The following is a 13,977-nucleotide window of genomic DNA, read 5'->3' as shown; positions in this document are numbered from 1 at the left end:
TACCATCTCGGTTCCTCCACCGTAAGGGCCGGGGGTCCCGCTGTCGAAGCCGGGTGCGTGAACTGGTCAGCGGCGCGGGGTGCCCTGTCCGTGCCTCCCTCAGGAGCGCTCCACCGGGCACCATGGACGACGGGCCGGAAGCGGTCCACCATCGCGGACCCCACCGTCCGCACCCGCGGACCCCACCGGTCCGCACCCGCGGACCCCACCGGTCCGCCCCGTGCGAGCCCACCGGCACGCACGCTGCGAGCCCACCGGCTCGTCCCCCGGAACCCCACGAGGAGACCAATGCGCACCGTCAACGCGTACGCGGCACCGTCCGCCACCGAACCACTCGTCAAGACCACCATCGAGCGCCGCGACGTCGGCCCCGACGACGTCGAGATCGACATCGCCTACGCCGGCATCTGCCACTCCGACATCCACACCGTCCGCGGCGAGTGGGGCGACATCCAGTACCCCCAGGTCGTCGGCCACGAGATCGTCGGCCACGTCCGCGCCGTCGGCGAGAACGTCACGAAGCACCAGGTCGGCGACCGTGTCGGCGTCGGCTGCATGGTGAACTCCTGCGGCGAGTGCGAGCAGTGCCTCGCCGGCCAGGAGCAGTACTGCCTCAAGGGCAACACCGGCACCTACACGAGCGTCGACCCGGCCGACGGCACGATCACCCAGGGCGGTTACTCCCAGGCGATCGTCGTCGACCAGGACTTCGTCCTCCGTGTCCCCGAGTCGCTCGACATCGAGAAGGTCGCCCCGCTCCTCTGCGCCGGCATCACGACCTACTCGCCGCTGCACCACTGGAAGGCCGGCCCCGGCACGAAGGTCGCCGTCATCGGCATGGGTGGCCTCGGCCACATGGCCGTGAAGATCGCCGTCGCGCTCGGCGCCGAGGTCACGGTCCTGTCGCAGACCACGTCGAAGCAGGAGGACTCGCTCCGCTACGGCGCGAAGGCCCACTTCGCGACGAAGGACCCGGAGACGTTCGAGAAGCTCGCGAACTCGTTCGAGCTCATCATCAACACCGTCTCGGCGAAGATCCCGATGGGCGCGTACCTCGGCCTGCTCAAGGTCGACGGCACGCTCGTCAACGTCGGCGCCCCGTCGGAGCCGCTCGAGGTCCCCGCGTTCGCCCTGATCCCGCGCCGCCTCAGCTGGGCCGGTTCGGCCATCGGCGGCATCAAGGAGACGCAGGAGATGCTGGACTTCTGTGCCGAGCACGGGATCCTGCCGGAGACCGAGCTCATCAGCGCCGACCAGATCAACGAGGCCTACGAGCGCGTGCTGTCCTCGGACGTCCGCTACCGCTTCGTGATCGACACGGCGACGCTGGCGTAGTCCAGGCGCACCATCCCCGACGAGGGAGCAGCGGACGTCCGACCGGGCGTCTCCTGCTCCCTCGTCCTCGTCCGCGGGGTGTGCCTACCCGACCTCATCGCCGCTCGGCAGCGCCCTGCACCAGTCGACCTGCTCGCCGGCGGTGCTCGCCTCGAGCGCACCCGTGGTCGCGTCGACGATGCTGACGAGCGCGCCGTCCCGGGTCCGGGTCGCGAGCGCGACGAACTGCCCGTTCGGCGAGGGACACACCGCGTTCAGGGTCGCGTCCGTCGGGATGGTCACGGGCAGCCGGGAGGCTCTGGTGCCGTCGACGCGCACGATGCGGCTGGCGATCGTCCCGTCATCGCGGACGTCGCCCACCGTGCGCAGGTACGTCCGGTCCGTCAGCTGCGCGATGCGCCCGAGGTACGGCGCGTCGGTGCTCAGCGCGGGAGCGGTGATCGGCGCCCGCTTCCCGCTCGTCAGGTCGACGCGCTGGATGCCCGTGCCGGACTCGACGACCGCGGTGGTGCCGGACCCGACGAAGCCGTGCAGGTAGGTGGCCGAGCCGAGCCGCACGACCTCGGCCCGTCCGCTCATGTCGACGAGGAACAGCTCGTCGGTGCCCGTGCGGACCAGGGCGCTCTCGGTCCGCGGGACGTAGGCCCACTGGCTGACCGTCATCGGCACGGCGCCGATCGTGGGTCTGCCGTCGGCCGCGATCGCCTCGGGCATGTGGGTGCCGGTCATGTCGACGACGTACAGCCCGACGTCCTTCGACTCCCCCGACGACGTGTCGGCGTACTGGAACCCGAACGAGGCCCCGTCGTCCGCCGCGTGCAGCGCGGACGCGTGCCCGGCGGGGGTCGGCAGCGTCAGGTGCTCGACGGGCGCGTCCTGGTCCTCCACCCCGTCGGCCAGCGAGACGACGTCGATGCTGGACTCCCCCACCGCGGTGTCGCTGAGCACCACGAGGAACCGGCCGAGCCGGACGTACTCGGCGATGTCCGGGCCCTCGTACACGGTCGTCGCGCCCGAGGCGTCGAGCGACCGCCGCACGATGCGGTCCTCCGCCGCGCCGGCCCCTCGCACCAGGGCGAGCACGTCGGTGCTGCCCGTGCGGATCGTCGCCCGGAGGTCCGAGGTCGCCCGCTGCCCCGGCGCCCGCGCACCCGCCACGGTGACCGTGTAGCTGCGGTCGTACTCGAGCGGCCCGGCGAACTCGACCGCCACCGTGTTGCCGCTCGACGTCACGGTGTGTGCCGCCGCCGGGCTGACCCGCACGTCCGACGCCGTCACGCGCTGCAGCGCCTGGTTCGCCGTGATGATGACCCGCTGTGCCGGGCGGGAAACGATGCCGCTCGCGTCGTACGCCACCGACCGCAGCCGCGGGCCCTGTTGGGAGCCGACGACGGCCGCGAGCCCCGCCACGACGACGAGCACCAGCACGACGGCCACGAAGCGCCGTCGGAAGCGCTCCGCCACCGGCCGCCGCGTCTCAGTACTCATAGGGGTCCTCGGGCTGCTGCACGCGCTTGACCGTCTGCGCCTTGACGACCGTGCGGGCGTCGGAGGCCTGGTCCGGGTTCGCGGCGAGCGCCCCGGTGACGGTGACCCACTGGTCCCCGTCCGGGACGGCACCGTCGGTGGTCACGACGAGGCCGACGGGCTGGGCGTCGACGGCGCAGCAGCTGATCACGAACCGCGTCAGGGTGAAGGTGCCGTCCGCGCCGGGCACGACGAAGCCCGTGAGCCGCACGCGCTTGCCGACGAGCGAGCTCGTGTCGGTCGTCTGCCGGATGAGCGCTGCCCAGTCCTTCACGCCGTAGCCCGCGGTGTCGACGGAACCGCTGCCGAGGAGCGTCACGTTCCCGCTCGACCCCGTGGCGTCCGAGAGCGTCGCACTGTCGACGCTCCGCTGCTGCGCGGTCCTGGCCGACAGCGTCGTCGGGGGCAGGACCAGCATCGCCAGCGTGAGCCCGATCGTGACCGCCGCCGCGACGCCACCGAGGACGGTCCCGAGGAGGCGAGTCGGGCCTCCAGACCGGCCGGAGGCGACCACGTCGTCGTCAGGCCCCGCGTGGTCGTGCGTGTGTCCCGCTCCCCGCGCGACGACGACCAGGCCCGCGATCGACGCCGGCACGGCGACGGCCGCGAGCACGACCGTGAAGACCGAGTAGCGCGGGTTGATGTACAGGTCGAGGTGGCCGACCACGGCGAGCCACAGCGTGCACAGGGCGACGGCGAGCACCGAGCCGAGGCCGACCAGCGCGCGCCGACGACCACCGCCGTGCGCGGTCTCGTGGGCTGGCTCGTGCGCGGTCTCGTGCGTGGTGTGCTCAGACGAGGACATTCATCACCAACCCCACGGCAGCGGCGAACAGGACACAGACGACGGCGAGCAGCACGAGGAAGCGCACGCGGAACGTCGTCCGGAGCAGGGCGAGCATCTTCACGTCGATGATCGGCCCGATGATGAGGAATGCCGTGATCGACCCGGGCAGGAACGTCGAGGCGAAGGACAGCGCGAAGAAGGCGTCCACGTTCGAGCACAGCGACACCGTCATCGCGAGCAGCATCATCGCCAGGACGGACAGCACCGGGTTCGACCCGATCGCCACGAGCATGGACCGGGGCACCGCGACCTGGATCGCCGCGGCGAGCCCGGCGCCGACGAACAGCGCCGGCATCATCGTCGCGGTCTCGCCGCCGAACTGGGCGGCGCTCTCCCGCCAGCGGTTCGTCGGGGCGGCGCTGCCGACGGCGGCGCGGCAGCGGGCCTCGAACGCCGGGAGCAGCAGGTCCGCGGGACGACGGTGCGCGGCGACGATCCACCCGACCAGGTTCGCCACGACGAACCCGCCGACGATGCGCACGGGCAGGATCCACCCGGACCAGCCGAACGCCTGCGCGGTGCTGATGATCACGAGGGGGTTGAGGATCGGGGCCGCGACCAGGAACGTGACCGCCTCGGCGGGGGTGAAGCCGCGGAGCATCAGGCCGCGGGCGAGCGGGACGTTGCCGCACTCACACACGGGGAACAGCATGCCGATGAGGGAGATCACGGCGCGGCGCGGCATCGGGCGGCTCGGCAGGATGCGCTCGAGGGCACCCTGCGGCACCCAGACCTCGACGACGATCGAGAGCACGATGCCGAGCACCACGAACGGCAGGGACTCCACGACGACGCTGATCGCCAGGGTGAGGAAGTCCTGCACCACGTCGGGCAGGCCCGCGGAGCCGATGCTCGGCGTGACCAGGCGGATGCCCACGAGGACCACGACCGCCAGCAGCACCAGGCCGGGGCCGGTGAGCGTCCGGGCCCGCTGCCGCGGCGGCGTGGTGGGCGTCGTCACCGGGACAGGATAGGCGACGGACGTGGCGCGGATGGTGCGCGCGTGGGAGGGCGTTCCGCGCGTAGGAGGTCGAATTGCGCGTAGGCGGTCGAATCTTCCGACCCGCTACGCGCGGAACGACCCACTTGACGGACGGGAGGCCCGGTGCCAGCTGGCACCGAGCCTCCAGGCCGTCACGGGGTGACGATCAGACCGACGCTCCGGTGAACTCGTCGACCGCGGCGACGTGGTCGCTCCCGACGACGCCCGCGAGGCGGGCGGCCGCGACGCGCTCGGCGTGGCTCGGTGGGTTGCTCGGGACGTGGGCGGGGCGGCCCTCGTCGTTGATCTTCCGGAGCGCGGGGACGATGTCCTCGGCCAGGACGTCGATCTGCTCGAGCACGGTCTTGAGCGGCAGGCCGGCGTGGTCGATGAGGAAGAGCTGGCGCTGGTAGTGCCCGACGTGGTCCTTCATGGCGGCGTACCGGTCGATGACCTCCTGCGGCGAGCCCACCGTGAGCGGGGTCTGCTCGGTGAAGTCCTCCATCGAGGGGCCGTGGCCGTAGACCGGGGCGTTGTCGAAGTACGGGCGGAACTCGTTCTTCGCGTCCTGCGAGTTCTTCCGTGCGAAGAACTGGCCGCCGAGCCCGACGATCGCCTGGTCGGCGCTGCCGTGGCCGTGGTGCTCGAAGCGCTGGCGGTACAGCCCGACCATCTGCTCGGTGTGCTGGATCGGCCAGAAGATGTTGTTGTGGAAGAAGCCGTCGCCGTAGTAGGCGGCCTGCTCGGCGATCTCGGGCGTGCGGATGGAGCCGTGCCAGACGAACGGCGCGACACCGTCGAGCGGACGCGGGGTCGAGGTGAAGCCCTGCAGCGGCGTGCGGAACCGGCCCTGCCAGTTCACGACGTCGTTCTCCCACAGCTGGCGGACGAGCGCGTAGTTCTCGACCGCCAGGTTGAGGCCCTGGCGGATGTCCTGCCCGAACCACGGGTAGACCGGGCCGGTGTTGCCGCGACCCATCATCAGGTCCATGCGGCCGTCGGAGATGACCTGGAGCATCGCGTACTCCTCGGCGATGCGCACCGGGTCGTTCGTCGTGATGAGGGTCGTGCTCGTGGAGAGCGTGATCTGCTTCGTGCGTCCGGCGAGGTAGCCGAGCATCGTCGTCGGGCTCGAGGCCACGAACGGCGGGTTGTGGTGCTCCCCGGTGGCGAAGACGTCGAGGCCGGCCTGGTCGGCGTGCTCGGCGATCGTCATGATGTCCCGGACGCGCTGCGTGTCGTCGGGTGTGGTGCCGGTGGTGGGGTCGGGGGTGACGTCACTGACCGTGAAGATGCCGAACTGCATGCTGTGCCTGCCTTCCACGAGGTCGATGCGTTTGCATCGAACTGCTGGGTACAACGTAGCGCATGCGGAGACATTCCCGCTGGGGTCGTGTCGGCTGGGGCTCGCGCAGCGGGGCGCGGGCGCGGCCGTCGGGTCGGGGGCGCGGCCGGCGGGCCGGGTGTGTGCGTCTTTTCCCGGGCCTGCTCAGCGGGTCGCGGGGGCGGCCGTCGGGTCGGTCGTCGGTGCCGCGTGGTGCAGCCCGTCCGTCAGCCACACCACGGTGACGGTGAGCAGCACGCTCGCCGAGGAGGCCATCCGCCCGGCGACGAGCATCGCGTCGCGGTCGCCCGATGGGTCCGTCAGCGCCACCACGAGCGCCGTCGCACCGACCGCGAGCGTCACGCCCGTCGCGATGAGCAGCAGCGCCGTGACGACCTTGCGGGGCCCTCGGCGTCCGTCACGGTCGCCACGGACCCCCAGGTCGACCCGCGGCCCGAGCCAGCGGACCAGCCCGAGCCAGAACAGCGCCACCGCGCACGCACCGATGATGTCGCTCACCCGGTGCCACCCGTAGACGACGGTCTGGTTGGCGACGAACACGGCGTAGACGGTGCCCACGACGAGCACGAGCGGGCGGAAGCGCCGGGGTGTGACCATCAGCACCGCGAACAGCGCCGCCATCGCGATGGTCGCGTGCCCGGACGGGAACGAGTTCGGCGTCGTCGACTGGGCGATCTCCGGGCGCACGGCGATACTCTTGAACACGGTCGACGTCCCCGCCGAGGCGAGCACGACGACCCCCGCCGCCAGACCGACGGCGAGCCGCCTCCGTGCGAACGCGACGGCGGCGATCACGACCACGAGCAGCAGGATCACCGGGACCGAGATCACGTTGAGCGCGGTGTCCGACCCGAACAGGTCGGTCTCGCGAACACCGCCGAGCGCCGAGTCCTCCACCCGCTGCCCGAGCGGCGTCAGCACGGCGACCGCGTAGACGAGAGGCACGATCACGAACCCCAGAGCCGCGAGCACACCCCACCGGAGCCGTCGCGACACACTCGGCCCCCGAGCGTCGCGCGAACCCGGCACGTCGCGCGCGGGTGTCCGGATCACGGGGATCATCCTCCTCGGGGTGGTCGTCGCGGGTGTCGTCGCACGCCTGCTCGGCGTGATCCGATTCGGTCGCCCGGGGTCCGACACGATACCGTTGGAGGGCCGGTCGAACCCTGGGAACCAGGGTCCGCTCGGCATGATCCGCCAGGCTGACGCTCCTGCGCGGACGCCCCGGCAGGGTGACGCTCCTGCACGGGCGGCAGCCGCCACGACGACCATCGTGGCACCAGACGAGGAGACCGACGTGGCCATCAAGGAACCGAGCATCATCGCTTCGCCGAACCGTGCGCTCGCGCTGACGGCCGGCACCGTCCTGGCCGTCTGGGGCATCCTCGGCTTCTTCTTCGCCCACGAGCGCGGTCACGCCTTCTTCGGCGACGTCGGCGGCCTGCTCTGGAACGCCTTCCAGGTGAACCCGGCGCTCGGCGCGGTGTGGACCCTGCTGGCGTTCGCGCTCTTCATCGTCGGGCTCGGCAACACGATCGGTTCGCGCAACGTGAACCTGGTCGTGGGCATCGTCCTCGTGGTCCTGGCGGTCTACGGCTTCGTGCTCTCCGGCACCTCGGCCAACGTCTTCGCGCTGAACACCCCGGACAACGTCTTCAACGCGATCGTCGGCGTGGTCCTGGTGCTCACCGCACTCGGCGCCGACAAGCAGAACATCAGCGCGCTGCGGGCCGCTCAGGCCTGAGTCGCACTGCGTCCGACGCCCGTCTGCCGTCCGGCAGGCGGGCGTCGTCGTGTGTGGGGTGGGGGCGGGCGGCGCGGGTCCGTCCCGACTGACCGACTCGTCCCGACCCAGAACGACAACACCGCTGTCGTACGACCTCGGGTTTGTCGCACGGGCCGCGGCACCCCGCCAGCCCCCGCCCCGGCCGACTCCGAACGACAACACCGCTGTCGTACGACCTCGACGTTGTCGCGCCATGCGCACGCACGCGTCGACACCGCACGCGTCGAACGACTCGTGCCGCGTCGACCCATGCGCACGCACTGCATCCGTCGACATGATCCGACACGACGGACGTCGAACGACACGTGCCACGTCGCGCGATGCGGACGCAGGCTGCGGGCCCTGGACCCAGCCACCCACCGGACGGGAGGCTCGGTGCTAGGCCGCCACGAGCCTCCAGGCCGGTGGGTGGTCCTGACCACCGCAGCGTGCGGGGTCAGGCGTCGGGCTTCGGGGCCTCGAGCTCGGTGGCGACGATGCGGGGTGCCTCGGACATGAAGCGCCGGACGTCGAGGTCCACGATGATGTCCGACGGCCGCAACGGCCGCGACAGGAAGAGCCCGTCGAGCGAGGTCAGCCGGGACAGCGCGACGTAGGTCTGGCCGGCGCTGAACACCCGGTTGCCGAGGTCGATCATCGCCCGGTCGTAGGTGCTGCCCTGCGACTTGTGGATCGTCACGGCCCAGGCCAGGCGCAGGGGGAACTGCTGGAACTCCCCGACGGTGTCCTTCTTGAGTTCCTTCTTGTCGGCGTCGTAGGAGTACTTGAACTTCTCCCAGACCGAGGGCTGGACCTCGAAGGACTCCCCGTCGACGTCGACCCACACGGTGTCGCGGATGGTCTGGACGACGCCGAGCGTGCCGTTCACCCAGCGCTGGTCCGGGTCGTTGCGGAGGAACATCACGTGGGCACCGGGCTTGAGCTCGAGAGCCTCGTCCGCGGGGAAGTTCCGGCCGCCGAAGTCGCCGTTGACGTCGGCCTTGGCGGTCTTCGTCTTGCCGGGGAGCCGCTCGAGCGCCGCCTTGTTGATCTTCGCGACGGTGTCGTTCCGCGTCGCCAGGGTGATGGCGTCGTCGGGGGCTGGCCGTGCGCCGGCCTCGTTCAGGCGGTTCGCGATGTCAGCGGTGACCCGACCGTGGCGGACCGCGGTGAGCATCGCGGCGAAGGCGTCGTCGCGCTGGCGGTGCACGGTGGCGAGCTCGATGATGTGGAGCTCGGCCTCGAGCCAGACGCGGGCGTCGAAGAACCACAGCGACCGGTAGTGGTCGGTGAAGTAGGCGCGCTCATCGGCATCGCCCGGCACCGGGGGCAGCTGGTACGGATCGCCGAACATGACGACCTGGACGCCGCCGAAGGCCTCGAACTGGCGGCCGCGGGCCTTGCGCAGCGAACGGTCGATGGCGTCGAGCAGGTCCGCGTTGACCATCGAGACCTCGTCGATCACCAGGGTGTCCATGGTGTTCAGGAGCTTGCGGGTCTCCGGGCCCTGGCGGAGGTCGGCGTCCGCGATGAGGCCGATCGGCAGCCGGAAGAGCGAGTGGATCGTCTGGCCGCCGACGTTGAGCGCGGCCACGCCCGTCGGGGCGCAGATGACGACCTGCTTGTCGGTGTTCCACGCCAGGTGGTTGAGCAGCGTCGACTTGCCCGTCCCCGCGCGCCCGGTGATGAAGACGTGGTCGCGGGTGGACTCGATGTACTCGAAAACGGCGCGCTGTTCGGCGCTGAGTTCCACGCTCACCGGGGGGCCGTCCCGTCGTCGAGGTCATCAGCGGAGACGGCGGGGACGGCGACCGGGTCGGTGACCGGGTCGGGGTGGGCAGCGGGCACGTCAGCCGCGGGCCCTGCTCCGGCATCGGCCGCGCGCGTCGTGTCGCGCCGGAGCTGCACGAGTCCGACGACGACCACGGCGACGACCAGCAGCACGCCGGCCACGACTAGCACCACGCCCGCGCGGGCCTGGTCGACCAGCGGGTCCGGCCCCCACGTGCGCCCCATCGCGCCGAACCACGACGCCTGCAGCAGCCCGAGCGGCCCCTGCATCGCGACACCGAGCGACACCGTGCCCGCGGCGACCACCACGGCGCCGACGACCCGCACCAGGAACGCCGGCATCGACGCCCGACGAGCCCCGGCGGCCACCGGGGTGAACAGCGTCGGCAAGGCGAACAGCCCGACGAGCAGGAAGACGACGTCGATGACCGTCCGGCCGATCGGGTCGCCGGTGGACCACCGCACCGCCTGGGTGCCGTAGAACGCCCACCAGACGGCGGCCAGGAGCACGAACGCCGGGAAGGGCTGCACGAGGTAGCGCACGGCGGCGTTGTCGACGAGCACGCCGGTCCACTCGCGGACACCGGTGCTGTCGTCATCACGGGGCAGGACCGCGGCGCGGATGAGCTGCACGGGCGCAGCCGCCCACACGAGCGCCGGCACGACCAAGCCGAGCAGCAGGTGCGCGCCGACGTTCGCCGAGACGAGGAAGCGGTCGTACTCGTGGAGGGACCCGGAGGTCGCGACGACCAGGCTGACGACGGCGATCACCGCGGCGACGGTGCGACGCACCGGCCAGGACACCCCACGGCGTCGGAGGCGGACGACCCCGGCGGCGTACGTGGCTGCGATGAGCACGGCGGTCATGAGCCAGAACAGGTCCACGTTCCAGTGGGTGAGCCACCCCCAGGCACCGGGTGCGTGCGGCAGCGGGTCGTCGGTGAGGAGCTCGGCGGGCGAGGGGTCCGTCGTCTTGCTCGGGGCGATCTGCGAGACCGGCGGCGCCGTCCGGCCGAGCGCGGCGGCGAACCCGGAGGCGACACCCATCACCGCGAGCTCGAGCACGATCAGCGTCCAGAACGGACGGTGCCGTGCGGGTGTGGCGGCGAGGGCGACCACGGTACGACGACGTTGCACGGCGCCGAGCACCCCGAGTGCCACGATCGCCCCGATCTTCACCAGGACCAGGGCGCCGTACGGGCTGAACAGGTTCGACAGGGCACCGACGCGGATCTGCGCCGAGGCCACACCGGAGACGGCGACGAGCACGAAGCACCCGAGCGCGATGCTCGAGTACCGCCCGACGACGGCGGCCAGTCGGCCCTCGGACACGACGCCGCGGACCAACACCAGCATGACGATCCCGCCCACCCAGAGCGCCGCGCCGACGAGGTGCAGACCGAGCGCCGTGACGGCGGCGTCGTGGCTGGCGGTCCCCGCTGCGTGGCCCTGCTGCGCGAGCGGCACCAGCCCGATCATCGCGATCCCCGCCGTCAACGCGACCATGCCGCGGGAGCGCACGGCGAAGCAGAGGACCGTGACGGCGGCCGCGACGAGCACGGTGACGAGCCACGCGAGGCCGAGGTCCGTTCCGGTGAGGAACACCCCCATCGACTGGCCGAACTGGTCGTCGAGGCTGACCCGGGACCCGGCGACGCTGAGGAACGTGAGGAAGGTCGTGACGGCCGAGGCGACCGTCCACACGCCGGCGGACGCGGCTGCGACGTCGATCGCCCGGTTCCACTCGGGCGCGGTGCGCGACAGCCCGACCGTCGCGAGTGCGAGACCGCCGATGGCCGCCGCTGCCGCCAGGTCGACGACGACCCGCGCGATGGGGAGTCCGAACCGGACGACGGGGCCCGGGTCCGCGATGAGTGCGGGGTTCGCTCCCCCGCCGATGACGAGGGCGACCAGGACGGACACGAACGCGACGAGCACCAGCACGGCTGGGCCGCTGATGCGCGCGATCCGGTTCACCCGTCAAGCCTAGGCGGTGCCCGCCCCGGGCAGCACCGGCGAACGCGGACCTGTGGACACGGCCCCCACCAGCGACGACGGGGACGACCGAAGCCGTCCCCACCAACGACGACGGGGACGGCCGAAGCCGTCCCCGTCGTGCGTCAGAGCAGTCCTACTTGACCGCGGCCTTGAGCTTCGAGCCGGCGCTGACCTTGACCGAGTCGCTCGCGGCGATCTCGATGGCGTCACCCGTCTGCGGGTTGCGGCCGGTGCGGGCGGCACGGTGCGTCTTCTCGAAGGCGATCCAGCCCGGGATCGTGACCTTCGTGCCGTCCGCGACGGAGCCCGAGACGACGCTGAAGAGCGCGTCGACGACGCCGTTGACGGTGGCCTGGCTCTGGCCGGACTCGGCGGCGACAGCAGCGACGAGCTCGGTGCGGTTCAGTGACTTGTCAGCCATTGGGTGTCCTCCTCGGACTTCTTGCGTATCGGTCGGACGCACGTGGCGCCCGGTGCCCTTGGCGGTTGCCCCGGGGCTTCGGACCAGCGGGCCGAGGGCCCGGCGGAACCGGAGTTGAACCTACCAGCCGGGTGCAACGAATCCTGCCGACTCGCCCGGATTTCCGGGCTTGTCAGGCGTCTGGAGCGACAGATGTGGCCAATGTGACGACCTTGTCCCCCGAATGCAACGAACACGAACGCAGCGAACGCCCCGCCACCGGTGCGGGTGACGAGGCGTTCGGGGAGTGCGTGCTTACCAGGAGCTCTTCGTGATGCCCGGCAGCTCGCCACGGTGTGCCATGTCGCGGAAGCGGACACGGCTGATGCCGAACTGCGTCAGGTGACCGCGGGGGCGGCCATCGATGGCGTCGCGGTTGCGGTAGCGGACCGGCGAGGCGTCGCGGGGGAGCTTCTGCAGCCCCACGCGAGCGGCCTCACGCGACTCGTCGGTGCCGTTCGGGTCCACGAGGGCCTTCTTCAGCTCGAGACGACGCTCGGCGTAGCGCGCGATGATGACTGCACGCTGGTTGTTCTTCGCGATCATGCTCTTCTTCGCCATGCTTAGCGCTCCTCACGGAAGTCGACGTGCTTGCGGACCACCGGGTCGTACTTCTTCAGCACGAGACGGTCCGGGTTGTTGCGACGGTTCTTCTTGGTCACGTAGGTGAAACCGGTGCCCGCCGTCGAGCGGAGCTTGATGATCGGACGAACGTCCTGACCCTTCTTGGCCATCAGATCTTCTCCCCGCGTGCGAGGACGTCCTTGACGACGGACTCGATGCCGCGTGCGTCAATGACCTTGATGCCCTTCGCGCTGAGCGTGAGGGTGACCTTCCGTCGGAGCGACGGAACGTAGTACGTCTTCTTCTGCACGTTCGGGTCGAAGCGACGCTTCGTCCGACGGTGCGAGTGCGAGATGTTGTGTCCGAAGCCGGGAACGGCGCCGGTCACCTGGCACACTGCTGCCATGGTTTCCTCCTGATGCATACCGTGCGTCCGATCGGACGCACCCAAGGTCACTTGCCTGACACACACACGCGCAGGCCACCTGGAGGTGACGTCACGAGGGGGTTGTGTGTGCCGCCCAGTCCGACCGCGAGGGCCGGAACCACGCGACCGCGGCGTTCGCGACGGTCGGAGGGCTGAACAACGGGACCGCGCGAACGCGGACCAGCCGCCAACACTACGCGAGCACCGGGCGTGTCGCAACCTCTGCCACGAGCGGCGCTACGGCCCCTCGGTCGGCTTCGGGGCGAGCGCGCGCACGATCAGCTCGCCGAGGGCCACCGGTGCGGAGAACATCGGCCAGTGGCCGGTGTCGAGCCCGACGATGGAGAGCTCCTCGGTCGCCACCAGCTCAGCCGCCCAGGTCTGGTGGTCCGCGACCATGGCCGCCAGGTCGGTCGGCGAGATCTCGCACGTGATGACGGTCGCGGGGACGGTGTGGCGGGCGGCGTCCTCGTAGTGGAACGGGTCGCTCGGCACCGAGGCCGGTTCGGGGACCGCCCGGTGCTCGAACGCGGTCCGCAGCTCCGTCGTCATGCCACGGACGGTCGCCGGCTCCCAGAAGTCCCACGACGGCAGCGGCACGACGCCGTCCACGACCGGCAGTTCGTCGTTCACGCAGCCGCCCTCGGAGCCGGGGAAGGTGTCGACGTACACCAGGTGCTGCACGAGTGAGGGCCGACGGTCGACGGCCATGTACGCGACGGGACCGGCCCCGGAGTGCCCGACGAGCACGACGGGCTCCTCCGGCGTCGCCACGTCGTCGAGACGCTCGACCAACGCCGCGACCTGCTCGTCGAGGGTGTCGCCGTCGCGGGTGACGGCCTCGACCGAGTGGCCGGCCTCGCGCAGGACCGGCACGACCTCGTCCCAGGCGTCCGCTTCGAGCCAGAACCCCGGCACCATGATGACGTGCATGCG

The 13,977-nt window shown here is 71.2% G+C and carries 14 protein-coding genes; 2 read left to right on the top strand and 12 right to left on the bottom strand.

What is annotated here, in order from left to right:
- The first annotated feature begins 288 nt into the window (after positions 1–288).
- On the top strand, positions 289–1,335 hold the full coding sequence (locus tag BIU98_RS17815; protein WP_071279569.1) for an NAD(P)-dependent alcohol dehydrogenase: 1,047 nt from the start codon (positions 289–291) through the stop codon (positions 1,333–1,335).
- Positions 1,336–1,419: 84 nt separating this feature from the next.
- Here BIU98_RS17815 and BIU98_RS17810 read toward each other — a convergent pair whose 3' ends face one another.
- The 5 genes from BIU98_RS17810 to BIU98_RS19160 all read right to left on the bottom strand — a co-directional run bounded on the left by BIU98_RS17810 (position 1,420) and on the right by BIU98_RS19160 (position 6,981).
- Positions 1,420–2,823 carry a hypothetical protein gene (locus tag BIU98_RS17810; RefSeq protein WP_139200824.1) on the bottom strand — a complete coding sequence of 468 codons (1,404 nt, stop codon included), beginning with the start codon at positions 2,821–2,823 and terminating at the stop codon, positions 1,420–1,422.
- On the bottom strand, positions 2,813–3,667 hold the full coding sequence (locus BIU98_RS17805) for a TIGR03943 family protein (RefSeq protein ID WP_083393384.1): 855 nt from the start codon (positions 3,665–3,667) through the stop codon (positions 2,813–2,815). The genes BIU98_RS17810 and BIU98_RS17805 overlap by 11 nt, the downstream gene beginning before the upstream one ends.
- The gene (locus tag BIU98_RS17800; protein ID WP_071279565.1) at positions 3,654–4,670 is read right to left on the bottom strand and encodes a permease; all 1,017 of its coding nucleotides are present in this window, start codon (positions 4,668–4,670) and stop codon (positions 3,654–3,656) included. Before BIU98_RS17800 ends, BIU98_RS17805 begins: the two co-directional genes overlap by 14 nt.
- A 187-nt stretch (positions 4,671–4,857) precedes the next feature.
- Positions 4,858–5,997 (bottom strand): CE1758 family FMN-dependent luciferase-like monooxygenase, encoded by a 1,140-nt coding sequence (locus BIU98_RS17795; RefSeq protein WP_071279563.1) that lies wholly within the window; start codon positions 5,995–5,997, stop codon positions 4,858–4,860.
- Between the two features lie 183 nt (positions 5,998–6,180).
- Complete coding sequence (locus tag BIU98_RS19160) at positions 6,181–6,981, bottom strand: phosphatase PAP2 family protein (RefSeq protein ID WP_139200823.1); 801 nt, start codon at positions 6,979–6,981, stop codon at positions 6,181–6,183.
- Positions 6,982–7,225: 244 nt separating this feature from the next.
- On the opposite strand from BIU98_RS19160, the gene BIU98_RS17785 reads away from it, so the two are divergent.
- A complete protein-coding gene (locus tag BIU98_RS17785; RefSeq protein WP_083393382.1) occupies positions 7,226–7,780 on the top strand; it encodes a DUF4383 domain-containing protein in 555 nt (184 codons plus the stop codon).
- Between the two features lie 478 nt (positions 7,781–8,258).
- On the opposite strand, the gene BIU98_RS17780 is transcribed toward BIU98_RS17785, so the two are convergent.
- The 7 genes from BIU98_RS17780 to BIU98_RS17750 form a co-directional block, all read right to left on the bottom strand.
- Entirely contained in the window at positions 8,259–9,560 is a 1,302-nt protein-coding gene (locus tag BIU98_RS17780) for an ATP-dependent RecD-like DNA helicase (protein WP_071279559.1), read from the bottom strand.
- Positions 9,557–11,569, bottom strand: coding sequence for a cytochrome c oxidase assembly protein (locus BIU98_RS17775; protein WP_071279557.1), 2,013 nt, complete (start codon positions 11,567–11,569; stop codon positions 9,557–9,559). The genes BIU98_RS17780 and BIU98_RS17775 overlap by 4 nt, the downstream gene beginning before the upstream one ends.
- A gap of 154 nt (positions 11,570–11,723) precedes the next feature.
- The gene (locus tag BIU98_RS17770; protein WP_056123550.1) at positions 11,724–12,011 is read right to left on the bottom strand and encodes an HU family DNA-binding protein; all 288 of its coding nucleotides are present in this window, start codon (positions 12,009–12,011) and stop codon (positions 11,724–11,726) included.
- A 294-nt stretch (positions 12,012–12,305) separates the two neighbouring features.
- Entirely contained in the window at positions 12,306–12,611 is a 306-nt protein-coding gene (rpsN, locus tag BIU98_RS17765; RefSeq protein ID WP_071279555.1) for a 30S ribosomal protein S14, read from the bottom strand.
- 2 nt (positions 12,612–12,613) lie between these two features.
- Positions 12,614–12,784 (bottom strand): 50S ribosomal protein L33, encoded by a 171-nt coding sequence (gene rpmG, locus BIU98_RS17760; protein ID WP_056123557.1) that lies wholly within the window; start codon positions 12,782–12,784, stop codon positions 12,614–12,616.
- A complete protein-coding gene (rpmB, locus tag BIU98_RS17755; protein WP_071279553.1) occupies positions 12,784–13,020 on the bottom strand; it encodes a 50S ribosomal protein L28 in 237 nt (78 codons plus the stop codon). The genes rpmG and rpmB overlap by 1 nt, the downstream gene beginning before the upstream one ends.
- Positions 13,021–13,278: 258 nt before the next feature.
- Entirely contained in the window at positions 13,279–13,974 is a 696-nt protein-coding gene (locus BIU98_RS17750) for an alpha/beta fold hydrolase (RefSeq protein WP_071279551.1), read from the bottom strand.
- Between the last annotated feature and the right edge of the window lie 3 nt (positions 13,975–13,977).

The sequence above is a fragment of the Curtobacterium sp. MMLR14_010 genome (assembly GCF_001865015.1).
GTDB lineage: Bacteria > Actinomycetota > Actinomycetes > Actinomycetales > Microbacteriaceae > Curtobacterium.
This window is presented reverse-complemented; position numbering and strand designations above follow the sequence as displayed.